At 68.5% G+C, this 25,144-nt stretch carries 29 protein-coding genes and 3 tRNA genes; 26 read left to right on the top strand and 6 right to left on the bottom strand.

Features of this window, described 5'->3' with window-relative positions; translation table 11 throughout:
• The first annotated feature begins 1,113 nt into the window (after positions 1–1,113).
• The 3 genes from ACLJN9_RS30175 (at position 1,114) to ACLJN9_RS30165 (ending at position 2,998) form a co-directional block, all read left to right on the top strand.
• Entirely contained in the window at positions 1,114–1,263 is a 150-nt protein-coding gene (locus ACLJN9_RS30175) for a hypothetical protein (RefSeq protein ID WP_410815075.1), read from the top strand.
• 149 nt (positions 1,264–1,412) lie between these two features.
• Positions 1,413–2,234 carry a GntR family transcriptional regulator gene (locus ACLJN9_RS30170; protein WP_410815074.1) on the top strand — a complete coding sequence of 274 codons (822 nt, stop codon included), beginning with the start codon at positions 1,413–1,415 and terminating at the stop codon, positions 2,232–2,234.
• Entirely contained in the window at positions 2,222–2,998 is a 777-nt protein-coding gene (locus ACLJN9_RS30165; RefSeq protein WP_410815073.1) for a glycosyltransferase family 2 protein, read from the top strand. Before ACLJN9_RS30170 ends, ACLJN9_RS30165 begins: the two co-directional genes overlap by 13 nt.
• Here the strand turns inward: ACLJN9_RS30165 and ACLJN9_RS30160 are convergent.
• Positions 2,988–3,437, bottom strand: coding sequence for a hypothetical protein (locus ACLJN9_RS30160; RefSeq protein WP_410815079.1), 450 nt, complete (start codon positions 3,435–3,437; stop codon positions 2,988–2,990). The genes ACLJN9_RS30165 and ACLJN9_RS30160 overlap by 11 nt on opposite strands.
• Before the next feature lie 47 nt (positions 3,438–3,484).
• Positions 3,485–4,690, bottom strand: a complete 1,206-nt coding sequence (locus ACLJN9_RS30155; RefSeq protein ID WP_410815072.1) for a pentapeptide repeat-containing protein — start codon at positions 4,688–4,690, stop codon at positions 3,485–3,487.
• 166 nt (positions 4,691–4,856) lie between these two features.
• Here ACLJN9_RS30155 and ACLJN9_RS30150 point away from each other — a divergent pair, with 166 nt between their 5' ends.
• The 9 genes from ACLJN9_RS30150 to ACLJN9_RS30110 all read left to right on the top strand — a co-directional run bounded on the left by ACLJN9_RS30150 (position 4,857) and on the right by ACLJN9_RS30110 (position 11,943).
• Positions 4,857–5,252 (top strand): transcriptional regulator, encoded by a 396-nt coding sequence (locus ACLJN9_RS30150; protein WP_410815071.1) that lies wholly within the window; start codon positions 4,857–4,859, stop codon positions 5,250–5,252.
• A 175-nt stretch (positions 5,253–5,427) separates the two neighbouring features.
• Entirely contained in the window at positions 5,428–7,023 is a 1,596-nt protein-coding gene (locus ACLJN9_RS30145; protein WP_410815070.1) for an FtsK/SpoIIIE domain-containing protein, read from the top strand.
• Positions 7,020–7,286 (top strand): hypothetical protein, encoded by a 267-nt coding sequence (locus ACLJN9_RS30140; RefSeq protein WP_410815068.1) that lies wholly within the window; start codon positions 7,020–7,022, stop codon positions 7,284–7,286. The genes ACLJN9_RS30145 and ACLJN9_RS30140 overlap by 4 nt, the downstream gene beginning before the upstream one ends.
• 3 nt (positions 7,287–7,289) lie before the next feature.
• Entirely contained in the window at positions 7,290–7,478 is a 189-nt protein-coding gene (locus tag ACLJN9_RS30135; RefSeq protein WP_210923555.1) for a hypothetical protein, read from the top strand.
• Entirely contained in the window at positions 7,475–8,011 is a 537-nt protein-coding gene (locus tag ACLJN9_RS30130) for a DUF2637 domain-containing protein (protein ID WP_410815066.1), read from the top strand. Before ACLJN9_RS30135 ends, ACLJN9_RS30130 begins: the two co-directional genes overlap by 4 nt.
• Positions 8,008–9,762: a replication initiator gene (locus tag ACLJN9_RS30125; RefSeq protein WP_410815065.1), complete on the top strand. Its 1,755-nt coding sequence runs from the start codon at positions 8,008–8,010 to the stop codon at positions 9,760–9,762. The genes ACLJN9_RS30130 and ACLJN9_RS30125 overlap by 4 nt, the downstream gene beginning before the upstream one ends.
• Entirely contained in the window at positions 9,759–9,944 is a 186-nt protein-coding gene (locus tag ACLJN9_RS30120; protein WP_030329852.1) for a helix-turn-helix transcriptional regulator, read from the top strand. The genes ACLJN9_RS30125 and ACLJN9_RS30120 overlap by 4 nt, the downstream gene beginning before the upstream one ends.
• Positions 9,941–11,377, top strand: coding sequence for a tyrosine-type recombinase/integrase (locus ACLJN9_RS30115; protein ID WP_410815063.1), 1,437 nt, complete (start codon positions 9,941–9,943; stop codon positions 11,375–11,377). The genes ACLJN9_RS30120 and ACLJN9_RS30115 overlap by 4 nt, the downstream gene beginning before the upstream one ends.
• 80 nt (positions 11,378–11,457) lie before the next feature.
• The gene (locus ACLJN9_RS30110; RefSeq protein ID WP_410815062.1) at positions 11,458–11,943 is read left to right on the top strand and encodes a hypothetical protein; all 486 of its coding nucleotides are present in this window, start codon (positions 11,458–11,460) and stop codon (positions 11,941–11,943) included.
• A gap of 450 nt (positions 11,944–12,393) precedes the next feature.
• Here the strand turns inward: ACLJN9_RS30110 and ACLJN9_RS30105 are convergent, their stop codons facing one another.
• Genes ACLJN9_RS30105 through ACLJN9_RS30090 form a run of 4 tightly spaced genes read right to left on the bottom strand, consistent with a single transcriptional unit; the run spans position 12,394 to position 14,827 of the window.
• The gene (locus tag ACLJN9_RS30105) at positions 12,394–12,879 is read right to left on the bottom strand and encodes a hypothetical protein (RefSeq protein WP_410815060.1); all 486 of its coding nucleotides are present in this window, start codon (positions 12,877–12,879) and stop codon (positions 12,394–12,396) included.
• Between the two features lie 15 nt (positions 12,880–12,894).
• Positions 12,895–13,704, bottom strand: coding sequence for a hypothetical protein (locus ACLJN9_RS30100; RefSeq protein ID WP_410815059.1), 810 nt, complete (start codon positions 13,702–13,704; stop codon positions 12,895–12,897).
• Positions 13,705–13,715: 11 nt separating this feature from the next.
• Complete coding sequence (locus ACLJN9_RS30095; RefSeq protein ID WP_410815058.1) at positions 13,716–14,039, bottom strand: hypothetical protein; 324 nt, start codon at positions 14,037–14,039, stop codon at positions 13,716–13,718.
• Between the two features lie 2 nt (positions 14,040–14,041).
• Positions 14,042–14,827 carry a hypothetical protein gene (locus tag ACLJN9_RS30090; RefSeq protein WP_410815056.1) on the bottom strand — a complete coding sequence of 262 codons (786 nt, stop codon included), beginning with the start codon at positions 14,825–14,827 and terminating at the stop codon, positions 14,042–14,044.
• A gap of 787 nt (positions 14,828–15,614) precedes the next feature.
• Between ACLJN9_RS30090 and ACLJN9_RS30085 the strand changes: the two genes are divergently transcribed.
• The 14 genes from ACLJN9_RS30085 to rplJ all read left to right on the top strand — a co-directional run bounded on the left by ACLJN9_RS30085 (position 15,615) and on the right by rplJ (position 25,117).
• Positions 15,615–18,146 (top strand): putative bifunctional diguanylate cyclase/phosphodiesterase, encoded by a 2,532-nt coding sequence (locus ACLJN9_RS30085; protein ID WP_410815055.1) that lies wholly within the window; start codon positions 15,615–15,617, stop codon positions 18,144–18,146.
• 93 nt (positions 18,147–18,239) lie between these two features.
• Positions 18,240–18,312 (top strand) — tRNA-Thr (locus ACLJN9_RS30080).
• Between the two features lie 24 nt (positions 18,313–18,336).
• Positions 18,337–18,409 (top strand) — tRNA-Met (locus tag ACLJN9_RS30075).
• A gap of 132 nt (positions 18,410–18,541) precedes the next feature.
• Positions 18,542–18,709: a 50S ribosomal protein L33 gene (gene rpmG / locus ACLJN9_RS30070; protein ID WP_007073056.1), complete on the top strand. Its 168-nt coding sequence runs from the start codon at positions 18,542–18,544 to the stop codon at positions 18,707–18,709.
• A gap of 126 nt (positions 18,710–18,835) precedes the next feature.
• The gene (locus ACLJN9_RS30065; RefSeq protein ID WP_410815053.1) at positions 18,836–19,282 is read left to right on the top strand and encodes a MaoC family dehydratase N-terminal domain-containing protein; all 447 of its coding nucleotides are present in this window, start codon (positions 18,836–18,838) and stop codon (positions 19,280–19,282) included.
• 1 nt (position 19,283) lies between these two features.
• Positions 19,284–19,676 (top strand): MaoC family dehydratase, encoded by a 393-nt coding sequence (locus tag ACLJN9_RS30060; protein ID WP_410815052.1) that lies wholly within the window; start codon positions 19,284–19,286, stop codon positions 19,674–19,676.
• Between the two features lie 129 nt (positions 19,677–19,805).
• A tRNA-Trp gene (locus ACLJN9_RS30055) sits at positions 19,806–19,878 on the top strand.
• Positions 19,879–20,089: 211 nt separating this feature from the next.
• On the top strand, positions 20,090–20,482 hold the full coding sequence (gene secE, locus ACLJN9_RS30050; protein ID WP_410815051.1) for a preprotein translocase subunit SecE: 393 nt from the start codon (positions 20,090–20,092) through the stop codon (positions 20,480–20,482).
• Between the two features lie 41 nt (positions 20,483–20,523).
• Positions 20,524–21,246, top strand: coding sequence for a transcription termination/antitermination protein NusG (gene nusG, locus ACLJN9_RS30045; RefSeq protein ID WP_393249855.1), 723 nt, complete (start codon positions 20,524–20,526; stop codon positions 21,244–21,246).
• 187 nt (positions 21,247–21,433) lie between these two features.
• Positions 21,434–21,865 carry a 50S ribosomal protein L11 gene (gene rplK, locus ACLJN9_RS30040; RefSeq protein WP_278141730.1) on the top strand — a complete coding sequence of 144 codons (432 nt, stop codon included), beginning with the start codon at positions 21,434–21,436 and terminating at the stop codon, positions 21,863–21,865.
• Positions 21,866–21,944: 79 nt separating this feature from the next.
• Positions 21,945–22,661 (top strand): 50S ribosomal protein L1, encoded by a 717-nt coding sequence (gene rplA, locus ACLJN9_RS30035; RefSeq protein WP_410815050.1) that lies wholly within the window; start codon positions 21,945–21,947, stop codon positions 22,659–22,661.
• Positions 22,662–22,741: 80 nt separating this feature from the next.
• Positions 22,742–23,536, top strand: a complete 795-nt coding sequence (locus ACLJN9_RS30030; protein WP_410815048.1) for an ATP-binding cassette domain-containing protein — start codon at positions 22,742–22,744, stop codon at positions 23,534–23,536.
• Positions 23,533–24,222, top strand: coding sequence for a hypothetical protein (locus ACLJN9_RS30025; RefSeq protein WP_410815046.1), 690 nt, complete (start codon positions 23,533–23,535; stop codon positions 24,220–24,222). Before ACLJN9_RS30030 ends, ACLJN9_RS30025 begins: the two co-directional genes overlap by 4 nt.
• 349 nt (positions 24,223–24,571) lie before the next feature.
• Positions 24,572–25,117, top strand: a complete 546-nt coding sequence (gene rplJ / locus ACLJN9_RS30020) for a 50S ribosomal protein L10 (RefSeq protein WP_357079478.1) — start codon at positions 24,572–24,574, stop codon at positions 25,115–25,117.
• Positions 25,118–25,144 lie beyond the last annotated feature (27 nt).

Here is a 25,144-nt window from a genome sequence, read left to right as displayed (position 1 = left end):
AACGCGGTAGCGGGGCTGTCCGTAGTGCGGGGTGGGCACCTGCTCACCGTACCTGGCACTTGTCTTACCAAGTGCCAACCAAGTGACCCGTTTCGACGTCTAGACAACTCATCCACTTGTAGATACGTTTCCTGGTGTGCGGCTGAGGTGACGGCCCGTGTCAGGGGTGGTCTCGCGTCGGCCCTGGTCGCACCTAATGCGCGGCGTCCTGTCGGACCGGTTGCGGTAGTCGCGCGTACAAGTTGGCTCGGCGATACCCGACCCGTCCGGCGTCGGACGATGCGCCGTGCCTTCATCCGGGCCGGTGGCCGGCCGCATTCCCCCGTGGCTGGCCACCGGTTCCCGCCTACCTGTGGAGGTGCGATGTCCGGCTCTCATCGTCGAAACCATTGGTTCTCGTCCTGGTGGTCTCAAAGGCGCCCAACCGCCCGGGGTGCCAGCAGCATCGGTCGGGCGAGTTCTCGCGCGGCTTCTACGACCTCCTCGCCTCAGTGGTCAGCGGGCGTCACCCAGCAATTGCCTGTGCTCCGGTACGCGCCCTTGATGACGCGGGCCCAGCTCTTTCGAGGCAACGGCGGGCGGTGGCCGCGATGAGCCGTACGAACAAGCCGGCCGCCGTCACTAGCCACCCGGACTGGTGCGTCCCGGATCGCTGCGGTTACCTGGTGCCGCCGGTGATGACGCACATGGCTCGCCGTCATCGCGGCCCAATGCAGCGGGCAGGCGACAGTCGGGCGGGCGGACTCGTCGTTACCTACCTCATCAGCAGTGAGGCTCTGGGTGGCCCCATGGTCGGTGTTCACGTGACGTGCCGAGCCGGGAACGCCTGGGCGGAACTGTCCTTGCCGCAGGCAGCCCAACTGGTCGAGCAACTTCGCGAATCGGTGGCGCAGGCCACCGGACAACAGGGGGCCGGCGATGAGTAGGGGTGCTGACACCCCAGAGGGCCCGTCGCAGTCATCGATCGCACCTGTCGTGTGCCCGATCTGGTGTCGAGGCTGTGGACCGAACGACCCGATGCACCGCGGGCTTCTCTCCACCATCGGACGGGAGCGGACCGGCTGGGTCACCGTCCAATTGGTCGTCGACCGGTTCGCTCGCCGGGATCTGGCCGTGAAGCTCGACGCGACCCGATACGGCGCGACGCAGACCGTACTCCTGTCGCCCGCGCAGGTAGACCGTCTCATTGACGAGCTGGTCTACGCCCAGCTGGAGATGCTGACACCGGCAGATGGTGGCGAGCAGGCCGGAGGGACGGGGTGAACGCCAACACCCGTCGGGGCTCAGCCGTTCCTCGTACTCCTGGCCTGCGCCCTGCGCGGCCACCGCGAGCAGCGGTAGCCGTACCGCCGGTTCCTGAGCGGCCCGCCGGCGGGACCACCTGGCAGACGTTGGAACGTCTAGGGGGTACGGTGACCGGTGTGCAAGGCCGGGACTGGCGCCCTCGCTACCTGCAACTCGCGGAGGAGTTGCGGGCGAAGATCGTGAGCGGCGAACTTGCCCCCGGCACCCTGATGCCCAGCGAAACCGAGTTGGCCGACACCTCGGGCCTGTCGCGCACAAGTGTCCGCAACGCCATCCGGCAGCTCCGGGAATGGGGCCTGGTCCGCGCGGAGCAGGGGCGCGGCACCTACGTGCGGGCGCCTCGCCAGCGGGTACGCCGTCGTAACACCGAGCGGTACCAGTGGGAGAAGGACCGGGTCCTGCTCGGCGAGGACGAGCGGCTGAAGACTGGCGCCACTGAGCACGACACCGGCCTGACCGTCGACGACCTGAAGTTCCACGCCGAGTATTCGCGGGTGGAGGCTGATGCGGAGATGGCAGCAGCCTTGCAGGTCGAGCCGGGTACGCCGCTGCTGCGCCGGGTCTACTGGACGTCCTCCCGGCACGAGAACGCGCCGCTGACCGTGTCGTACTCCTACCTGCCGTACGACCTCGTGGCCGCGAACCCGGACCTGCTCGACGCAGGCAAAGAACCGTGGCCGGGCGGCACGCAGCACCAGCTCCACACGCTCGGCATCGAGCTGGACCGAATCGACGACGAGATCCGCGCCCGCCCACCGTCGCCCGATGAGGCCGAGCTGTTGGACATCGACCCGGGCGTCTCCGTGCTCACCGTGCGGAAGACCTCGACCGACACCACCGGCCGAGTCGTCGAGGTCGCCGACGTGGTGATGCCGGGCGACCGCACCGAGCTTGTCTACTCCCACAAACTCCAGCGGTGGAAAACTTGACGCAGCTCGTCTCACTCATCACCCCGGTCCACGCGCCCAGCATCGAGCACCTGCCCGGCGCCTACGAGTCGTTGGCCAAGCAAGAGATGCCTGACGGCTGGGACTGGGAATGGCTCGTCCAAGAGGACGGGCAGACCGGCGCCCTGGTCGACGCGCTCCCTGACGATCCCCGGATCAGTCTTGGCACCGGCCGTCCCGGTGGGCCAGGTGTTGCCCGTACCCTCGCTCTTTCCCGAGTCTCCGGGCAACTCATCAAGGTGCTGGACGCCGACGACCAGTTGACCCCCGGCGCGCTCGCCCGGGACATCGCCGCGTTCGACGGACACCCGCAAATCGGCTGGACCACCTCGCGGGTCCTCGACCTGCTGCCCGACGGGTCGACCGCCGGATGGGACAAGGACCCGGCCGGCGGGGTCATCGACCGCGGCTCGGTCCTGACGTTCTGGCAGACCAACGACTACCGGTCATCTGTGCACCCCGCGACCCTGTGCCTGCGGCGAGATCTTGTCTTTGCCCTGGGCGGCTGGATGGCCCTGCCCGCCTCCGAAGACACCGGCCTCCTGCTCGCCGCCAACGCGGTCACCGCGGGCTACTTCACCCGGGAGTACGGCCTGCTCTACCGCAAGTGGCCCGGTCAGGTCACCAGCCAGGCCGCGCACCGGGAACCAGCCGAGTACCAGGCACGCATGAGGATCATCGAGGCCCGAGCCAACGCCTTGGCCTCGATGATCCCGAACGGCTTCGGCGGCAGCGCTACGGCGTAGCCTCGTGCCCCGGCATCCCGTGGGTACGCCGCCGCTCCTTCATCTCCGCCTCGAAGATGTGCCGCCGACCGCCGGCCAGCTTCTCCCGCGCGTCCCGCTCGATCTCCTGGAACGCGGCGTAGTAGCCGTCATCGAACTCCTCCACGATCTGGAACGTCCAGCGGCCTGGCAGTACGTTGCGCCCCAGCAGTTCCTTCTGAACACGTTCGGCCATGTCCCTATGGCCGGCATCGTGCAAAAGTGCGACGACTCTGTCGAGAACAAGGTCCGCTCCGCCTACTAGCTGATGGGCAGAGTAGAGGCATCCTCGTACCCGATGAACCGTCTCTAGCGCTTTGCTCAGCTCGCCAAGTGCCTCGATCGTCGTATCGTCGACTCCCGCTGGTCGCTGGTGAGCGCTGTCTGAGCTACGTGCAGTCTCTCTCTTCGTCACGGCGATACGTTACCCTGTTCAACGCCTGCCAATCTCCGAATAGACAGCCTGGGTCAATTCCCTGGATCAATGGTCTCTGGACCGTTCTCGGCTTCCTCTTCCGCGTAACTCAGAAGGGCGTTTTGCATTCGCGCACCCGTCAGGTTGGCGTCATGTATGTTCGCGCCTGCCAGTGAGGAGAAGTGTAAGGTCGAATTCGAAAGGTCAGCGGATGTTAGTTGCGCGTCTGTTAGATCGGCCCTGCGGAGGTCCGCAGATCGAAGACCCGCGTAGCTAAAGTTAACTTCGCGCAATTTTGCCGCCCGCAGGTCGGCTCTACGTAGGTTTGCTGAGAAGAGGTTTGCTCGATAGAGGTTCGCGCCTTCGAGATTTGCCTCTACCAGATGGGCGTTGGCCAACTGGATTCCGCTCATGTTCGCTCCCGAAAGCCGCGAGTTGGCGAATCTGGCGCCCTCCATGCGGGCGGAATAGAAGGATGCCTCTCGTAGATTGGTAGCGTCGAACACTGCGAAGCGGGCTGTTGCTCCAGATAAGTTCGAGTCTTGCAAATCGGAACCAGAGAAATCTGCGTCGTCGAGCTGGGCATCTCTAAGGTTGAGCGACCTTAGGTGCAAGTTTCGAAAATCGAGCAGATGTCTCTCCACCTCACGCTTAGTCGGCCGATGAGCTAGCGCGGTGAAGGCTGCTTGTACATCAGCGAACGGCTCAGCCGGAAGAATAGGGCGTGGATAGATCGTGGGCGAGCTGTCGTCCCGATTGTTCGCCCTTGGCGCGCGTTCCCGTATAAAGGACGAAAGTACCTCTACGCAGTCGAGATAGTGGTCAGCCGAGTCGCGCATCACGTGATCTAGCGCCCTGATTCCGCCAATTCGGATATAGAGCTCGCTAGAGCCGAGCCGTTCCAACGCTTTGGCGAACCGGTCAGTGACTTGTCCGCGGTGAGCCAGGCGATAGTTGCGGGCGGTGTAGAGAAGGCCGGCACCCACAACCAACGCGCCGGCGATCGAGACGGTTAGTAGACGAGCGTTGTGCGCGGCAACAAGTCGGGCTTCTGGAGTTGCTGCGGCGAGGTCATCTACCGCCAGCATTCTCGGTGCACCCCACAGGGCTAAGGCGTACATGACCAGTCCCGCGAGGAAGAGCGGAAGCGTCCAGAATATAGGTCGGATCGTGGCTCGTTTCCGGAGTTCCCGCAAGGAGCTAGTCTGCAATTGCTTCCATATCTTGAGCCGCCACCACGCATTCTTGAGCCTCTGCACGTTCTCATGATGACGGTTTCGGCTTGCCATAGCATCCCTCAGGGACATAGCACGCAAAGCGTGCAGAACGGTCGTGCATGGCTCGACGCTTGTTGACTTGTCTGCCAAGCGCGGTCTACCTTGGATCGCAACTTGGCAGACAAGTTAACAAGTTGGAGGTTGAGCGATGGCTCTGCGCGGCGGTACGAGGTTCGCGGTGCGGTGTGAGGACGTGTTCCCGGCGGGGTGCGCGTTGGTGCCCGAGTCTTTGGGCGAGGTCGAGGACTACGACGAGAAGACCGGGCGGCGTAGCCCGGCGAAGGACAAGCTGACCGGCCAGCGGGTGTGGCAGGTCCGGGTGATGGACCTGGATCCGGAGCTGGGGAAGCGGTCGCGGGAGACGACGGTGAAGATCTCGGCGGACTTCCAGCCGGTGCCGCCGACGGGTGGCCTGTTCGAGGCGGTGGAGTTCGAGGGCATGACCGTCACGCCGTACGTGGGCAACAACGGTCGGATGGCGTATTCGCTGCGGGCGACCGGGATGCGTGCCCCGGCGGGCGTGGCGACGAAGGCGGCGCAGTAGCCGCATCTGGTGGGGGCGGGGCTGTGAGGTCTTGGCGGACGGCAGCCCCGCCCTCTGTCTCTTTCCCCTGCTCTGTCGAGAGAGGTAGTGACATGTCCAAGCGTATGCCTGCCGTCCTGCGGCGGCTCGTCGTGGCGGGTGCGCGATGAGGCGTCGGCCGCGGGGCGAGGTCGTGATGACGACCGCCGGTGACCTGATGGTGATCCGGCCGCGTCGTCTTGAGTTGCCGGTCTGGCTGATCGCGGTCGGCCTGGTGCTGCGGTGGCTGTGGCGGGGCCTGTGGTGGTGTCTTCGCCACCCGGTCGCCGTCGGCCTGGTCGTGACTGGGGTGAGCCTCTACCGGGAGTTCGGCCGGTCCGGCGTAATCGTGCCCGTGGTCCTGGCCGCTGCCGTGTCGGCGGTGTGGCGGTGGCGGCACGAGTCGTCCTGGTGGTCCTGGTGCGCCGGCCCGATCCTCGGCCGGTTTCGTCAGCTCTTTGTCTATCGGCGGGCTTGGCGTGAGGCGATGACGCTCTGCGGCCTGGCCAAGGTGTACGACCATCGCACCGTCCTGCCGGAGCTGCTGCGGGTCCGCTCGAATCAGGCGCTAGACGTGCTGACCATCCGCATGGTTCGCGGTCAGACGCCGAAGGAGTTCCAGAAGGCAACGGCAAACCTGGCGTACGCCTTCGGCCGGCGGCACGCCCGGGTCTACTCCGAGCGCCCCGATGACCCGCCCATCCGGTCCGGCTACTGGGCGCTGGTCCTGACCGCGGTCGACCGGCTGCGGTTCCGGGATCGGCCGTCAGTGGTCTACCTGGTGGTGGTCCGCACGGATGCGCTGCGCACCCTGGTCGACCCGTTCGACGTCCCATCGGTGCCCGACTTCACCGCTCTACCCCTGGCTCGACGGGAAGACCTGCGGCACTGGTGCCTGCACCTGCTCGCCACGCACGTCCTCATCGGCGGCGCCACCCGTTCCGGGAAGGGCTCGGTGCTGTGGTCGCTGGTCCGCGTCCTGGCCGGCGGGATTTCCTCCGGGCTGGTCCGGCTCTGGGTGATCGACCCCAAGGGCGGCATGGAGTTCGCCATGGGTCAGCCGCTGTTCGCCCGGTTCGCCTGCAAGTCGTTCGAGGCCATGGCCGATCTGCTCGACGAGGCCGTGACAGTCATGCGGGAGCGGCAGACCCGGCTTGCCGGCGCGGTGCGGGTCCACACTCCGACCCTGGCTGACCCCCTGGTCGTAGTCGTCATCGACGAGATGGCGGCACTGACCGCCTACCTCCAGGACGTCGACCTGCGCAAGCGCATCGCCGGGTCGCTCGGGCTGCTGCTGTCGCAGGGTGCCGGCGTCGGTGTCCTGGTGGTGGCGGCGTTGCAGGACCCCCGTAAGGAGGTGCTGCCGTTCCGGGACCTGTTCCCGACCCGGATCGCCCTCGGCCTGACCGAGGCCGCTCAGGTCGACCTCGTGTTGGGCGACGGTGCCCGCAACCGGGGTGCCCTCGCCGACCAGATGCCCCGCTGGGCCAAGGGCGTCGGCTACGTGATCCTCGACGGCACCCCCGAGCCAGCCCGGGTCCGCTTCTCCTACATCTCCGACGACCACATTCGGGAGCTGGCCGCCGAGTACCCGGCGCCGGCCGACGCGGCGGACATCCTCGCGCAGGTCGGCCGGGAAACCGCCACCGAACCGGCCCGCCCGCCCCTGCCCCGGCAGCGTCGCGGACCACTGCTGCCCGACTCGCTGCTCAACATCCTCGACCGGGACACCGACGGGGGTGAGCCGCGGTGACCGCCCCGACCGATGGCCGCACCTTCTACCGGCTCCGCGCACCCGGCACCGACGGCGCCACCAGCACGGCGGTGTCCGTGCGCGTCGACCCCGACCGGCCCGACGCGTACCCGGTCTATCTCGCGGTCGGTGGCGGCCGGCGCCGCATGTACCTGACCCCCGACGAGGCATGGGCGCTGTGGCGCTGCCTCTCCGAAGCGGTGGCCTCCCTCGGCGAGCCACCCGACCACATCCGTACCCGCGTCGCCCCGGCCCGGAGGTAACCGATGTCCCTCAAGAGCTTCTTCCTCGGCACCCACCGCCTCAAGCCGCTGCACATCGAACTCAACGGCTCCCCGGACCGGCTCGCCGGTGCCCTGCACGGCCTGGCGCACATGGTCAACCGCCGCCGCGACCTCAACGGCCAACAGATCAGCATCACCCTGACCATCCGCGACAACGGCAGCGGCCGATGATCCGCGCTGAGTCCGGCGTCCGGGTGCTGATCCTGCTCGCCATCGGCACCATGGCCGGCGCCGCCGCCTTCACCCACGTCCACGACCTGACCGTTGCCCACGGCCAGCCCGACTGGATCGGCTGGGCCAACGCCGTAGCCGTCGAGCTGATGGCCATCTACCTCGGCCTGGAGATCCGCGCCCGCCGCCGTGACGGTCGACCCGTCGGCCTGGTCGGCGTGCTCCTGATCGCGTTCGCGCTGCTCTCCCTCGCCGCGCAGGTCGCCGAAGCCGAACCCTCCGTCTGGGGCTGGATCGTCGCGGCCGTGCCGTCGCTGGCATTCCTCGCCCTGGTCAAGGTTGTCCTGTCCAGCGCACCCACCGTCCCGCCGGCACCCGAGCCGGACCAGCCGCAGGCCGATTGGTACGACGAGCCGCAGCATGTCGAACCCGCGCCGCCGGCTCCGGTGATGCCGCCGGCATCAGCCGCGGTCCTGCCTCCGATCAAGGCCATCCAGCCCAACCGGCCCCAGGTCGTCGGGATCATCCGATGACGGCTCCGACCCTGCCCGGTCTCGAACCCGCCCCGACCCCGGTTTCACCTCGGCCGGGGTCGCGGGCGGCCCGCATGGCGCTACCCCGCTCGATCGACGTGCTCAAGGACATCGCCATTGAGTACGGCGTCTGCGTGCGCCCGCTCGCCATGCGCCGCACCGACCTTGACACCGGCCTGACCGAAGTTATTGACCTGCCCTGCGGCGCGACCCGCGAGGACAAGTGCCCGCCGTGCGCCAAGAAGAACCGTCGGCTACGGCAAGCCCAGATCCGCGAGGGCTGGCACCGCGACGACGAGCCACTACCCGGCCCGGAACCCGCAACCGAGGCACAGAAGTCACTGATCCTGTTCCGCGCACACCTGGAGTTCTCCCGCGACGAGGCGGTGAGGGCGGCCCAGTGGGATCAGGTGACCGACCTCGACGAGGCTATCCGCGAGGTGGAGGAAGCCATCGCCGCTGAGGGCCTGCGCGGGCGCGTCGGACCACCGCACGCCAGCGACGACGAGGACCAGGACGACGAGCCGGGCCCGCGGCGCAAGCGCTCCACCAAGCGGCGCCAAGATGCTCCCGAACTGCCTCGGCGCAAGGTCGAGCGGCGCACCGTCGGCAAGACCTACACCGCCCCGGACGGCTCGACCTACCAACCATCGATGTGGCTCACGCTCACCCTCGACTCGTACGGCCCGGTCCGCCCCGACGGCACCCCCGTCAACCCGGCCAGGTACGACTACCGCCGCGCCGCCTGGGACGCGGTGCACTTCCCCCGGCTGCTCGACCGGTTCTGGCAGAACCTTCGGCGGTGCGAGGGCTGGAACGTCCAGTACGCCGGCTGCGTCGAGCCGCAACGCCGTCTCGCACCGCACGCCCACTTCGCCATCCGGGGCACCATCGCTCGGGACGTGCTCCGCACCGTGGCGGCGGCGACCTACCACCAGGTGTGGTGGCCCGGGGTCGACGTCCAGCGCTACACCCTCGACCGGCTCCCGATCTGGGACGAGCAAGCAGCGGCATGGGTCGACCCCGACAACCGCGAGCCACTGACCACCTGGACGGAAGCCCTCGACACCATCGACGACAACCCGGAGGCGGAACCGGTACACGTCGTGCGCTTCGGAGCCCAGGTCGACGCCCGTGGCGTCATGCCCGGCACCGAGGACGCCGAACGGACCATCCGGTACGTCACGAAATACATCACCAAGCACACCGGCGACTGCCACAAAGCGACTACCGATCGACAACGCAAGCACCTCGACCGGCTCTGGCAGCACCTCCAGCTGACCCCCTGCACCGACCGGTGCGCCAACTGGTTGCTCTACGGCGTCCAACCGCGCAAGGCACACGCCAAGCTCAAGCCCGGCCGCTGCAAGGGCAAGGTCCACCAGCGCGACACCCTCGGCATCGGCGGCCGGCGCATCCTCATCTCCCGCGACTGGTCCGGCAAGACCCTCGCCGACCACAAACACGACGCGCGGGCCTGGGTGCGGGCACTGCTCGGCGTCACCACCGACGGCACGCAGCTCGTCGACGACCAGGGCGCCACCACCGAACGGGTCCGGCACGCCTGGGAGTTGGCCCGACCCGATGACCCGGACGTCGGCCCGATGACCCACCGGCTCATGCGGTCGATCAGCGAACGCGCCCGCTGGCGCTCCGAACTGCTCGCCGCCAAGGACCGGGCAGCGCAAGGGTCTTCAGATCTTTCGGCAACTCAGCACAGCGCACAACACGACGGGGAGGAAACGCAGTGAACGAGGAGTTGTTGACCGTTCCGGAAGTGCTCGCCGAGCTGCGCGTACCGCGCTCTACCTGGTTCTACTGGCGGCAGACCGGCAAGGGACCACGGGTGATCAAGCTCCCGAACGGGCAGCTGCGGGTCCGCCGGTCGGCGCTCGGTCGGTGGCTCGGCGACCTGGAGCAGGACGCCGCATGAAGAGCTACGAGGTCCAGATCTGGGAGATCGCCAAGCGCGCCGACCGTAAGGCTCGGCCGTGGCGGGTCCGCTGGGCGGTGAGCGGCCAACGCTTCGAGGACATGTTCCGTACCAAAGCCCTGGCGCACTCGTTCCGCGCCGAGCTGGTCCAGGCGGCCAACGCGGGGGAGCCCTTCGACCCGGCCACCGGCCGCCCGGTCTCCGAGGCCAGAACCAAGAACCCCACCACCTGGTACGCCCACAGCCGCGCCTACGTCGAGATGAAGTGGCCTCGGGCGGCGGCCAAGACCCGGCGCTCGATCGTCGAAGCGCTGACCGCCATCACGGTGACCCTGACCCGTCCAGGGCGGAGGGGTCGACCCACTGACGCCCTGCTCCGTGAGGCGCTGTACCTCTACGGCCTCAACCCACGTCGCTGGTCCGACGAGATCCCGCCCGACCACGCGGCGGCCCTCGCTTGGCTGGAAACCGCGTCCCTCCCGGTAGTCGAGCTGGACTCGCCCGCGATGATCCGCCGCGTCCTCGACAGCCTGTGCGTACGCCTCGACGGCAAGCCCGCGGCTGCCTCCACCGTCCAAAGGAAGCGGGCCACCTTCTACAACGTGCTCGGGTACGCCGTCGAGCTGGAGCTGATCGCTTCCAACCCGGTCGACCGGGTCCAATGGACCGCTCCCGAGGTCGCACAGTCCATCGACCGTCGGGTGGTGGCGAACCCAGCCCAGGTCGCCACACTGCTGGAGGCGGTGAAATCTCTCGGCAAACGCGCCGACAAGGTCACCGCGTTCTTCGGCTGCCTCTACTACGCGGGGATGCGTCCCTCGGAAGCGGCGGACCTACGGCGGGAGGACTGCGACCTTGCCGGCCGGTGCGCCGACTGCGGGGCCGACTTCGACGACCTGGCGGCCGTCAAGCCTTCCCGGTTCTGCGACCACGAGAAGATCGAATATCGCTGGGGCCGCCTGGTGCTCGCCGGCACCTCGCCGCGCGCCGGGTCGCACTGGACCGATGACGGCGGCTCCCACGAGCGGCGCGGACTCAAGCACCGGGGGAGGGCCGAGACTCGTACGGTCCCGATCCCGCCTCGGCTCGTCGAGCTGCTGTGCGCGCACGTCGAGAATCACGGGGTCGGCCCGGACGGTCGGTTCTTCCGAGGCCTGCACGGTGGGCCGCTGTCGGAGTCGGTCTACGACCGGTGGTGGAAGCTCGCCCGCGAGAAGGCGCTGACCGAATCGCAGGTCGCCTCGCCGCTCGTCCGCCGGCCCTACGACCTGCGGCACGCGGCGGCCTCGCTCTGGCTGAATGCCGGCGTTCCGCCGACCGAGGTCGCCCGGCGCCTGGGCCACGGCGTCGCCGTCCTGCTCCGCGTCTACGCCAACTGCATCGACGGGGGAGACGACACCATGAACGACAAGATCGGCGACGCGCTCCGATGACCCGTCTCACCCGGCGGTTTCATTGCTCCACGGGCCAAGCCCTCAACACGACATTGCCGCGCGCCGATACCCTCGCCGCCATGAGCGAAGACGGGGCCCGATCCTACGACCGGCCGGCCACCCGACGCGGCCGCCGAGGTCTGGCCTTGGCTGCCGCCATGCTCACCCTCGCTGGCTGCGCTGACCCAACCGAGCAAGGTCGGCAGGAGGCTACGGACATGGCGCTGAGGGATGCGAAGGTCTATACCCGCGACGCCGAGGTCGCCGCGATCAGTCGCACTGAACTAGGCAACGGGTCCGTGCGCTACTTACGCAAGCATCTCGCAGAGTCGAACGGGCAGGTGTTGGACTCCTGGAGCAGTTCAGGCATGGCCGAGCCGGGGCCGGTGGTCGGTTGGGTCGACGTCGCGCTGACCCGCACATCGTCTGACAGCGTGTTTTCCAAGGGCGCCACGGTGACCACCTGCATGCGCTTCGAGGTGTCCTGGTCTGACGGTAACGGCGCCGAGTACTCCCACCACGTCAAGGACTGCCCAGCGGACTTGTCGCCCCCTCCGGCCCAATAGCTGGCACCGATGCCAGCCCGGGGCCTGCAGTCATGCGACCGCCGAGCTGTCTCCCGGCGTGGGCACATGGTGGGCAGCTGGTCAACCGAACGTTGCATGAGGAAGAAGAACAGCAGCTCAAAGAGGTTGAGGTGGGCAAGATCCCGGACGCCCTGTAAATCCGTCGCGAAAGCTTCGAAGGTTCGAATCCTTCACCCGCCACCAGGTGCAGACACGGCCCCTGATCAGTAGATAATGCTGATCGGGGGCCGCTGTCGTTTGTTTGGCCGAGTCCGGCTGGGTCCAGCCGTTGACGACTGGTTGTCGGCAGATGGTGGGCAGGTTGATCTTGCCTCTCAGGGCTCTTCTGAGGCTTTGACGCTGGCGCTGTGGCGATTTGCTGGGCTGACGTGCTGTTCGTCGGTCGGATCCCCGCTGTCCGTGACGCCCCCGTACCCATTGGCGGCCCAGCTACTCGTGGCCTGCTTCGTGTGTAGCCGCCTCGCTCATTCGCCGGTGGAGGAGGGCGGCGCCGCGGAGGAGCAGAGCGAGTAGGACGCCGATGATGCCGGCCGTCAGCAGGGTCCAGGGGTCCCCCATGATCAGACGCACCAGTGCGTAGGCGGCCAGCGCAACGAGCACAGCCAGTAGAGCCCACCAGAGCCGGCGGTAGATCCGGCCGGCGCTGGCTAACCTTCTCCTGAGTAGCCCGGCGCTCTCGCCCGAGCGGGTGTAGATCAAGGTTCCGACGATGACGGCAACGGCAATCTGCGCGGTGGCGCCACCGATGGCGAAGGGCAGCCCGGGCAGCTCGCCAGCGATCACCATGGCTGTACCACTCGCGGTGAAGCCGGTCAGGCCAAGGAATACCAGCGTGCCGATCCAGATGCTCCTACGCGCGCTGCGCCGGGCTGCGGCCGGGTCGACGAGCGGCACACGATCGTTGCGTACGTCCATGGGGTCAGGTCTCCGTCAACTCTTGATGTTCCAGTCCAAGGTCTTGCCGCCATCGTGGACGCGCCCGTTGGAGATGTCGGAGACCAACGTCGGCCAGTTGCCGCCCGGAAGCCCGTCGCTGTTGTGCAGGCGTTGGTCCAGGTCGCGCATCTGCGTCCATAGGGTGGTCAGGTAGGCGATGGCCGCTGTGACGACGGCGACGGTCAGACCGATGGCCTTGGCGGTGGAAGCACCCGCGGCGGCTGCGGCTGGAGGCGCTGCGACAACGGTTCCGGCAGCTACCACCTCCGCGATCAGCTCCACGATGTATGGCGCCAATACCGCGGCGATGCCGAGCCAGAAGGCGATGATTCCTGCGGCGACCTTCCAGAGGGCGTCGTCGAGTTCATCGGTTGCGGCCTTGATGTTGGCGAGGGCCTTGGCTTGGAGCGGGAGCAGGCCGGTGTACGCGGTGGCGGCAACCCCGGTCCAGTACTCGTCGACCTGTAGTTGCCCCGCATCGACCCTGCCGGCCTGCGCGTGCGCTGGCCCGCCGACGTCGCGGGTCCAGGTCTCGCCGTGCGAGTACAACGTCCAGGGCACGCCCCAGCGGGTGAGGAACTTGCCCACCTCGGAATAGAACCGAAGGACGAGCTCGTTGAAGCGCCGCAGCAGGTCCAGCGCATCCTGGGCGAATGGCCCGAGCCAGGCAAGTGCGCTGTTCACCCGCTCGACGAGCTGGTTGGAGAGCCGTTCGATGCGGCGCATGGCCTCTTCGATAGTGCTGATGAGTTGGTTGAACTCCGCCTCGGACAACGGCAGCGGGCGAGGAAAGGGGTGGGACACCAGCCGGCCTCTCAGTAGATGTTGTTGAGCCGGTGCACGCCGTCCGCCTCGTCGCGTTCATAACCGTCCGCGGTGTGGCGCAGCGACATCGCGATCGTCTCGAAGGTCTTGCTGCCCTCGTTGAGTAGCCGAATCAAGCGGTCCTGGAGCAACTGGTATACGTCGACCAACCCGACCTGGTCACCAATGTAGGAGAAGTGCAGCGCAGCGAGCTCGAGCCGGGCGGCGACCTGGGCCGCGTCTCGCAGAACGTCGCCGGAGTCGTCCCAGACAGCCGCGTCCTTGCGCAGCATCTCGATCGACACCTTCAGCTTCTCGGGGCCGGGAGGTGGCATGCTCACTCACTCCTTCGGGCTTGTCGCGGCGTCAAGCCGAGGTTGGCGAGAAGCTGCGCCGGATCGCCGGTCATCCGCTCGAGCTCGTCGTACGGCCAGGAGTTCCGCAGCCGGCTGGCTTGCTCGCGGTCCGCGTACGCCTGCTGTAGGGCTTGGGTGACCGCAGCTCCCACCTCATCGGCGTGTGCCGAGCGCAACCACGCCTCGTCGATGACTACCGCCGACAGTCGGTCACCGCTGAGCGTCACTCGTGCGCGGTCCTCCGGGTCCGAGGTGGTGGACGTGGTGAGTGCTGCCCGTTCCGCTTCCGCCGTGAGGTCGTCGAGACGGGCGAACGAGTCGGTGAGCACGTGGAACAGTCCCCGGGCAAAATTGACAGCCGACTCGCCTCCCGGCTCAGTCAGGCCAGGCCCTGGCGGCAACGCAGCCGGCGCAGGTGCATCCGGTTCGTTCCCCGCCGCTTGGCTGACGCCGTGCGACCATGCCTCGATCCGCCTGCGGGCCGCCTCGTCGGCAGCCTCGACGATGGCTGCGCCCAACTGGTCGCCGCTGATCCGTCTGCGCCCGTGGAAGAGAACGGTGACTTCACCGATTCGGCCGTCCGCGGCCAAGACCACGTGCACGATCTCGTCTGGATCCCGGGCGGACACCTCGGCTGTTTCCCGTTCGCCGGCCGCGAAGCGCCGCGCCAGGTCTTCCGCCTGGAGGCGGAGCTCTTCAAGTTCCGCGATGTCGTCCAGCGGATCTCCCACGAATCGCTCTCCATCGATCAGGTTGTCGCTGGTCACCACAACCTAACGTGCGCGCCCCGCTACCGCTGTCCCTGGTTCGGCACTCGCTCGCGCCGGACGCCAGCTGGAGCTCGTCGACTTCGGCCAGCGGCCTCGGCGTTCCGCTCTGCTGCTCGACGAGTTCTGGCGGAGACCGGCGGGGCACCGTTGCATCCAGCCTGACGCCACCCGGGCCGGGGCTGCACCATTGGCGGGAACTGGACCGGGTACTGGCGCTGTCGCCAAGAGGCGGTATGGTGGTCGATGGCCGGACACGGAGCGCGGGGGTCGGCGTACTGCCTGCCAACGTCACGGACGGTGACCATCGTGGCGAATTCGAGTGCCTGTCTACGGCTGGACCGAATTGCGTTGAAGGTCGTTATCAACGTTGTGCGAAGCGGTGCGGCGCTCATCAGGCCCTTGATCTGGCCCGGCGCGACGAGGCTGGTGGGCCGAACGGCGGGAAGTCACAGACGGTGGGCCAGTCGGGGCGCTCGCCACTTTCCTGGTCGCCTGCGCTATGGCACGATCGTGGAACCTCCATCAACGTTGTACATCTCCCGACAGGAGCGATCATGTCTGGTCGAAGGCTGGGCCGACTGTGTGGGTCACTCCTCCTCGTTCTCGCTGCCGCCGCCATTGCCGGGTTCCACATCGGTCTTCCTGGCGGCGTGGGTGGCGGTTACCAGGCTGCTGACCTCATCTGGACCATCGGTACGGAGAACACTGTCGTCGACAGTGGTCGCTGAGGGGTTCAGTCCATCCACGCCCGACGGCGGTCACCACACAAGCTGTAGGGAGCGGCATGGCGCCGCATGATCGCTCGCGACGTCGATCAACGGATCGTGTGTGGTTCATAACCGCGCCGTTGGTGTTGTTCGCGGCGGTCTGTTCCACGATCACCGGGCTGGTGTCCGACCAGCGCTTCGGTGAATGGCTGCTCGCGCTCGTGTTGCTGGTCGCCATGGTCGGCATGGGTCTGCCGGTCCTCAACTTCGTCGTCCGCCGGCAGTCGTTCGGCATGACGCTCACCGAAATTCCGCTGGTCCTCGCGCTCCTCCTGCTGCCGCCGCTGACGGTCGTCGCGATCTACACGGTGGCGTCCATGCTCACGCAGACGCGGCACCGGTTCGCGCCGGTCAAGTTCTGGTTCAACGTGGCCAAGGCGGCCGCGGGCACCTCCCTCGCCGTCCTCGTCCTTCAGGCGCTACCGCCGCTGAAGAAGGTCGACCAACCCGGCACCTGGCTGGGTCTCTTCGCGGCCGTGACGGCAGTGATCTTCGTGAGCCTCGCGAGCATCGTCAGCGTGCACACCCTGCTGCAGGGCTGGCAGGCGGGTCGGGACGCTCTTCGCAGCGCACGTCCCGCTCTGCTGACCGCCGCGATAAACGTCTCGCTCGGTCTGATCATCCTGATCGCCGTCATGACCACCTGGTGGTCCGTGGTGCTGCTGGCCGCGCTCGGTGGGGCGCTGGTGCTGGTCTACCGCTCCTATGCGGAGTTCTTCCGGCAACACCGGACCCTGGCCGCGATGTACGACCTGACCCGTGCCATCGGGGAACGGGGTCAGGACGGCACGCTCGTCGATGCTCTCCTGGGTCGGGTCCGAGCCCTCATGCAGGCCGAGTACGCGACTCTCTGGCTGCCCGCCCAGGGCCGCCATCCCGAGGTGCTGCTCACCGCCAGGGTCGACGACCCAGGTCTGCTGGACGTCGTGCTGACGCCGGCTTCCCTCCGTCAGCGCGCCGCGGACGAGAAGCGGACCGTCGCGGTGGGACGTGCCTTCGACAGGGAGTCGAGCGAGCGCCAGGCGCTGAGCCACGACAAGATCAAAGACGTCATCGTGGTGCCGCTCCGGTCCGGCCAGGCGGTCGTCGGCACGCTGGAGGTCGCCAACCGGCTCAGCGATGTCGGTCATTTCACCCAGGGCGACATCCCGATCTTCGAGACGGTGGCCGCGCACGCCGCGGTGGCCCTGGAGAACTCCCGGTTGGTCGACCAGCTGCGGCATGACGCGTACCACGACGCGCTGACCCGGCTGCCCAACCGTCGGCGGATCAGCGGGGCGCTGGAAGAGTCGGTCAAGATCCGCGCGCCCGGCGAGGTCGTCGCGTTGCTGCTCTTCGACGTCGACGGGCTGCGGCAGGTCAACGAGTCGCTCGGCCACGCGGCCGGGGACAAGGTCCTCGCCGAGGTCGCCGCCCGGTTGCGGGCCAGCGCGCCGTCGTCGGCCCTGGTGGGCCGCGCCGGCGGGGACGAGTTCCTGGTGACGCTGCGGTTGGAGAGCGCCGACGAGGCACTGGAGCTGGCCGGCCAACTGCGTGACCAGATCCGCGACGAGATGGTCTTCGACGCGCTCACCCTCGACGTGGACACGGCAGTCGGTGTCGCCGTACACCCGGATCACGGCAGCGACGCGGCGACACTGCTGCTCCGGGTCGACCTCGCCGCCACGGCGGCCAAGTCGGTGCCGGGCAGCGTTCAGCTCTTCAATCCGGGGCTGGAATCCCGGTCACTGCACCGACTGGGTCTGGCCGGCGACCTGCGTCGCGCGTTGGACCAGGACGAGCTGGAGGTCTACTTCCAGCCCAAGGTGACCCTGCGGGATCGTCGCCTGGTGGGGGTCGAGTGCCTGGCCCGGTGGGAGCACCCGACGCACGGCGCGGTCGCCCCGGAGGACTTCGTCGCGGTGGCCGAGCACACCGGCCAGTTGAGCCGGCTCACCGAGGTGGTGCTCCGTGAGGGGCTCCGACGCAGCCGGGACTGGGCCGAGGCCAACCAGCCGTTGCCCATCGCGGTCAACCTCGCCGCCCGGTCGCTCACCGACCAACATTTCCCCGACCGGGTGCAGGAGCTGTTGACCGAGTACGGGGTGCCGGCGCAGCGACTGACCCTGGAGATCACCGAGGCGGGGGTGCTGGACGGCACCGACCGACCCATCCCGACCCTGCACCGGCTGCGGGATCTCGGCGTCCGCCTGTCGGTGGACGACTTCGGCACCGGCGACTCGTCGCTGGCCCATCTGCGGCGGCTGCCGGTGCACGAGGTGAAGGTGGACCGCTCCTTCGTGCAGGGCATGGCGACCGATCCGGGGGACCTGGCCATCGTCAACGCGGTGGTGACCCTGTCCCAGCAGTTCGGCCTGGCCGTGGTCGCGGAGGGCGTGGAGAGCGAACTGACCCTGGAGTTGCTCCAGGACATCGGCTGCGAGATCGGTCAGGGCTTCCTGTTCAGCCGACCGCTGCCGTACGAGCGGCTGGCCGCCTGGTTCGGCGCCCAGGCCGACCCGGAAACGATCTCGGTTGGAGAGCTTCCCCGCCTTCGGATTGTGCCCTGAGCTGGGCGTAGACGATCACCGGGGATCCGATTTCACCTGTCGGGCCGGGCCGTGTACTCTTACTTCTGCGCGCCCCACGGGGAGTTCGCGCAGGCCCCCTTAGCTCAGTCGGCAGAGCGTCTCCATGGTAAGGAGAAGGTCTACGGTTCGATTCCGTAAGGGGGCTCGAGGGTTCAGCTGGACCCACCGCGGCGGTGTAGCTCAGATGGTAGAGCAAGCGGCTCATAATCGCTGTGTCGCCGGTTCAAGTCCGGCCACCGCTACTTGCGTCTGCCGGGCTTTACTCCGGTGGTCGTGGGAATGGGCGCCACTGGCGCCCACTTTGCATGTCTGCGCAGTCAGCGTCTAGGCTGACGCGTCGTAGTTGTTTCCGTTAGCGAGGAAGGCACTCCGCCGTGGCGAAGGCTACCGATGTCCGGCCGAAGATCACTTTGGCGTGTGTGGAGTGCAAGGAGCGCAACTACATCACGCGTAAGAATCGGCGTAACGACCCCGACCGCATCGAGCTGAAGAAGTTCTGCCCGCGCGACGGTCGGCACACGGTTCACCGCGAGACCCGCTGACCTGCGGCCGGCCTTCCCGCCGGCCGTTGTTGATGCTTTCCGATCGCCGATCTGACCGGTATGGCGCGGCTCCGCCGCCGCCGACCGAGCAGATCGGCGATTGTGTTTCCCGTGTAGGTTCGCGGCATGTCTCTGGACCCTTCCTTCGTCGGCCGGACGTACCCGCCGACCGCCCCCTATCAGGTGGGCCGAGAAAAGATCCGTGAGTTCGCGAACGCCATCGGCGCCACCGACCCGGCCCACCACGACCCGGCGGCGGCACAGGCGTTGGGGCACCCGGACGTGGTCGCCCCACCGACCTTCCCGGTGGTCGTCACGGTGGCCGCGAGCCACCAGATCGTCGGGGATCCGGCGCTCGGCGTCGACTACAGCCGGGTGGTCCACGGTGACCAGCGGTTCGCGTACACCCGGCCGGTCGTCGCCGGGGACGAACTGGTCTGCACCAGCACCATCGAGGACGTCACCACCCGCGGTGGGCACGGCTTCCTGACCACCCGCACCGACGTCAGCACCGTCGCCGGCGAACCGGTCGTCGCTGTCTGGTCCAAGATCGTCGTACGTGGGGAGGCGTGACATGGAGCTGCCAGCCAAGACGTTCCAGGTGACCCGTGCGGACCTGGTCCGCTACGCCGGCGCCTCCGGTGACTTCAACCAGATCCACTGGAGCGACCGGTTCGCCACGAAGGTGGGGCTGCCCGGGGTGATCGCGCACGGCATGTTCACCATGGCGCTGGTCGGGCGGGCGATCACCGAGTGGGCCGGTGCGCCCGACGCCGTGGTCGACTACGGCGTCCGCTTCACCCGGCCGGTGGTGGTCCCCGACGACGACCAGGGGACCGAGATCGAGGTCACCGCCGTGGTCCGCGAGGTCACCGAGGACGGCCTCACCCGGCTCGATGTGACGGCGACCTGTCGGGGCGAGAAGGTGCTCTCGCAGGCCCGCGCGACCATCCGTACGACGCGCTGACTCCCGCCCGCCACGCGTGGCGGGTGGACCGGTTGGGAAAGTCGGTCGGCTACCCGTACACTGGTCCGCCGTGGGGCAAGTGACCCCTGCTCGGTCGTCTGTGGCCGCGTGGGGCGAGTGTTGCCGCACAGGGGTGTAGCTCAATTGGCAGAGCAGCGGTCTCCAAAACCGCAGGCTGCAGGTTCAAGTCCTGTCACCCCTGCGCCTCAGGCCTGACCGTTCCCGTGGGTCGCGCCGCCGAGATGGCGGCGCTCGGCCCGTGGTGGTGGCATTGGCGGGGTGGTTCCGAGGCATCGGGCCCTCTGGTCGATCCACCGGCCGCGGCCCGTCGCGGAACGGCTGGTCCGGCCGGCGTGACCAACGCCGCGCACGCCGCCCGGCGTGCGACCCCAGATTCCGCGACGGAGGGCGAAGTGGCCGACAACAAGCGGCGCGGCGACGACGACGGCGACGATCGTCTGGACGACGAGATCGTCGACGACGTAGCCGACGACGACGCCACCAGCGCGGACGAGCCGGTCTCCCGGGGGGGCACCGCGACGCGGTCCCGTGCCCGGGCGGAATCGGCGGACAGCCGGCCGACCACCCGGTCGGAAACCGGTCGGGTGGGCGTGTTCGGCCGCATCGCCCGGTTCTTCCGCGAGGTCGTGGCCGAACTGCGTAAGGTCATCTGGCCGACGCGCAAGGAGTTGCTGACGTACACCGCCGTGGTGGTGACCTTCGTCGCGGTGATGCTGACGATCGTGGGTTTCCTGGACTTGGGCTTCGCCAAGGCTGTGCTGTTTGTCTTCGGCAACTCGAGCTGACCGGCTGCCTCCAGAGCCGATAGTGACGGAAGTGAGCGAGCGTGCCTGAGTACGACGAGACCGCCGGACCGGTGGACGAGCAGTCCACGGTCGCGACGGCGGCTGGTGACGAGTCGGTTGAGGCCGCCAGCGAGCCGGAGTTCCCAACCACCGAGCCCGCGCCGGACGAGGAGTACGACCCGGTCGCCGAGCTGCGGCAGAAGCTGCGCTACGCGCCGGGCGACTGGTACGTGGTGCACTCCTACGCCGGCTACGAGAACAAGGTCAAGACCAACCTCGAGACCCGGATCACGAGCCTCGACATGGAGGACTTCATCTACCAGGTCGAGGTGCCGACCCGGGAGGAGGTCGAGGTCAAGAACGGCAAGCGGTCGCAGATCCAGGCCAAGGTCTTCCCGGGCTACATCCTGGTTCGGATGGAGCTGACCGCCGAGTCGTACTCGTGCGTCCGCAACACCCCGGGTGTGACCGGCTTCGTGGGCGCGACCGACCGGGCCGACCGGCCCGCGCCGCTCTCCCTCGACGAGGTGCTGAAGTGGCTGGCGCCGGCCATCGAGACCGAGCAGAAGAAGTCGAAGCCCGAGATCAAGGTCCTCGACTTCGAGGTCGGCGACTCGGTCACCGTCACCGACGGCGCGTTCGCGTCCCTGCCGGCGACGATCAGCGAGATCAACGCCGACCAGCAGAAGCTGAAGGTGCTGGTGTCGATCTTCGGTCGGGAGACTCCGGTGGAGCTCAACTTCAACCAGGTCGCCAAGATCTGACCGGTCGTCGGCGGCGGGCGCGACCCGCCGCCGACGTCGGCGTACGCCCTCCCGCTCGACCTCGGCGGACGAGTGGGCTGCGGCCTGCGCTACTCTTGAACGTCGCCGCTGTCGCACCGCGCTGACCGTGCGCGCCTCGAGGGCGGCGTCAGCCGCATTTTCCCAGCTCCAAGCCCCAGGAAGTGACATGCCTCCGAAGAAGAAGCTCGTCAAGACGTTCACGCTTCAGCTGCCGGCGGGCCAGGCCACGCCGGCGCCGCCGGTCGGCCCCGCGCTCGGCCAGCACGGCGTGAACATCATGGAGTTCTGCAAGTCCTACAACTCGCAGACCGAGTCCCAGCGGGGCGACATCGTCCCCGCCGAGATCAGCGTGTACGAGGACCGGTCCTTCACCTTCGTGCTGAAGACCCCGCCCGCCGCCCGGTTGCTGATCAAGGCTGCCGGTGTGCAGAAGGGCTCGGGCGTTCCGCAGAGCGAGAAGGTCGGCTCGGTGAGCCGCGCCCAGCTGCGTGAGATCGCCGAGAAGAAGATGGCCGACCTCAACGCCAACGACCTGGACCAGGCCGAGAAGATCATCGCCGGCACCGCCCGGTCGATGGGCATCACCGTCAACGACTGACGTCGGCCCCGTCCAACGACCTGACCGTGGGAGGGCCCGCGCTTCGGCGGCCCGCCAGAGACCACAGGAGTAATCAGCAATGCAGCGTAGCAAGAGCTACCTCAAGGCCGCCGACGTCATCGACCGGTCCAAGCTCTACACCCCCTCCGAGGCCGTGAAGCTGGCCAAGGAGACCACCAACGTCAAGTTCGACGCCACGGTCGAGGTCGCGATGCGCCTCGGCGTCGACCCCCGCAAGGCGGACCAGATGGTCCGCGGCGTGGTCAACCTGCCGCACGGCACCGGTAAGACCGCCCGCGTGATCGTTTTCGCCGCTGGCGCGAAGGCCGAGGAGGCTGTCGCGGCGGGTGCGGACGAGGTGGGCACCGACGAGCTCGTCGCCCGGATCCAGGGTGGTTGGCTCGACTTCGACGCGGCGATCGCCACGCCGGACCAGATGGCCAAGATCGGCCGGATCGCGCGGATCCTGGGCCCGCGCGGTCTCATGCCGAACCCGAAGACCGGCACGGTGACCATGGACGTCACCAAGGCGGTGCAGGATATCAAGGGCGGCAAGATCACCTTCCGGGTGGACAAGCACTCCAACCTGCACCTGATCATCGGCAAGGCGTCCTTCTCGGAGAGCCAGCTGGTGGACAACTACGCGGCGGTGCTCGACGAGGTGCTGCGCGCCAAGCCGTCCTCGGCGAAGGGCAAGTACCTCAAGAAGGTCGTCCTGACCACCACGATGGGTCCGGGCGTTCCGGTCGACCCGAACGTGGTGAAGAACCTGCAGGAGGGCTCGGCCGAGGCCTGAGCCGACACATCGCTCCACCGGGGCGCCGCCACCACCGTGGCGGCGCCCCGGCGCGTCCGGGGTGTGGCAGTCTCGACCGCATGTGGCTGGAGAACGTCTGGTTGCGGTACCACCGGCGTGGTCCGTGGGTGCTGCGCGGCGTGGACGTGCGGATCGGTCCCGGTGAGGTCGCGGTCGTGCTGGGCCGCAACGGAGTGGGCAAGTCCACCCTGCTCCAGGTGGCCGCCGGGGTGCTGCGACCGGGCCGCGGCCGGGTCACCGACCGTCCCGGGCGCGTGGGCTGGGTGCCGGAGCGGTTTCCGGCCGACCAGCCCTTCACGGTGGCCCGCTACCTGACCGGGATGGCCCGGATGGCCGGGCTGGACGCTGCGGCCGCCAGCGAGGCCGTGACGGCCTGGACCGACCGGCTCGGGCTCACCGCTCACCACGCGGTCCGCCTGCCGGAGTTGTCCAAGGGCACCGCGCAGAAGGTGGGCCTCGCCCAGGCCATGCTGCGTCCGCCGGGCCTGCTGGTGCTCGACGAGCCGTGGGAGGGCCTGGACGCCTCCACCCGTGAACTGGTTCCCGAGCTGATCGACGAGGTGCTGACCGCCGGTGGTGCGGTCCTGGTCAGCGACCACCGCGGCGAGACGGTCCGCCTGCCGCAGGCGCGCCGCTGGACGGTGGCCGACGGCACGGTGACCGAGGAGCCGTCACCACCGGACGAGGCGATCGCCGTGGTTGAGGTCGCGGTGCCGGCCGCGCGGGTCGCCGGCGCCGTCGCCCGCTTACGCGCCGAGGGTCACCACGTGCTGCGGGTACGCCCCGACGGGTCGCCGCCCCGGCCGGCGGAACCGGGGTCCGTGGTCGAACAGACCGCGGGGGAGGCCCGATGAACGCTCTGATCCGGATGCGGTTGGCCGGTTTCCTGCGAACCGGGCGGGCAGTCGCCCCGTTGCTCGCCGGGCTCGTCGTGCTCGGCACCCTGTACGGCGGCGGCCGGGCCCAGCCGGCGGAGGCGTACGGCGTCTCCGCCGTGGTGCTCTTTCCGGTGCTCGCCTGGCAGACCAAGATCCTGCTGGACGTCGAGCCGGACGTGCAGCGCCGGCTGGCCCAGGTGACGGTCGGGGTGGCCCGGGAGCGAGTGGCCGGGCTGTTCGCCGCCGGCGTGGCGGCGCTGGTGGGGGTGGCCGTCGCGCTGGCCTTCCCGTGGCTGGTCGGCGGGGTCACCGGCCCGGTCGACGCGGGGGGCCGTCCGGTGGCGGTGGGCGTCGCGCTGGGGGTGTGGGCGCACCTGCTGGTCGTACCCGCTGCGGTGGCCCTCGGTGCGCTCGCCAGCCGGGCGTCCGTGAGCAGCGCGGGGTACGGCGTCGCGGTGCTGGCTCTCGGCGGCGTCGGCGCGGTGGTGCTCGGCCTGACCGGCTCGGTGGTGCCCTGGCTGGCACCGCCGATCATGGCCACGGCCCGGACCGTCGCGGGCGACGCGGCCGCGCTCACCCTGCTCGGGCTCACCGCCTGGGCGGTCGCCTGGAGCGCGACAGCGGTCGGCGGATACCTGTGGCGGCGGCGGGCCCGGAGCTGAGGCACCCGAACGGCCCGCCGCTCGGTGGCCTGGCTCACGGGGATCGATTTGGCGCTGGTCACCGGGTCGCGTATTCTTCACAAGTCATCCGTGTTCTCATGGATGAGGAACCACCCAGAGACCGCTGGTCACCGTGCTCCGGCACGGTCGAAGGCCCCGCGACAACGGGCGACCCGCGCAGGGCGGCAAGCGTAACTCGGCAGAGAGCATGGTCCGCCGACCGTGACGATCCGCCGGCCCTCGCCCCGTGCGCCCTGCGCCGGGGCTTTTTCGTTGTCGTACGGCCTCCGCCCCCGATCCGGCTTCGGCCGTGACGGGGACCAGCCTCGAGTAACGAGAGAGGAGGGACATGGCGGACAAGCCGATCCGGGCCGACAAGGCCACGGCCGTCGCTGAGCTGACCGAGAACTTCCGCAGCGCGGGCGCCACCGTGCTGACCGAGTACCGCGGTCTGACGGTTTCCCAGCTCACCCAGCTGCGGCGCACGCTCGGCGCCGAGACCAGCTACACGGTCGCGAAGAACACGCTGGCGAAGCGTGCTGCGACGGACGCGGGCATCACCGGCCTCGATGAGCTGTTCACCGGTCCTACCGCGCTGACTTTCGTTTCGGGCGACGTCGTCGAGGCGGCGAAGGGGCTTCGCGACTTCGCGAAGGCCAACCCGAAGCTCGTCATCAAGGGCGGCGTCTTCGAGGGCAAGGCCATTTCCGCGGCCGAGGTCACGAAGCTCGCCGACCTGGAGTCCCGCGAGGTGCTGCTGGCCAAGCTGGCCGGCGCGATGAAGGGCAACCTGAGCAAGGCCGCGGCCCTGTTCCAGGCCCCGCTGTCGAAGACCGCCCGTCTGGCGGCTGCCCTGCAGGACAAGCGCGAGAAGGAGGGCGCCGAGGCGGCCTGAGGCCCCCACGGCGCACCAGATTCTTAC

This window comes from Micromonospora sp. 067-2 (assembly GCF_046549295.1).
Taxonomy (GTDB): Bacteria; Actinomycetota; Actinomycetes; order Mycobacteriales; family Micromonosporaceae; genus Micromonospora.
Note: the sequence above shows the minus strand (reverse complement) of the source record. Positions and strands in the feature narration are given on the sequence as shown.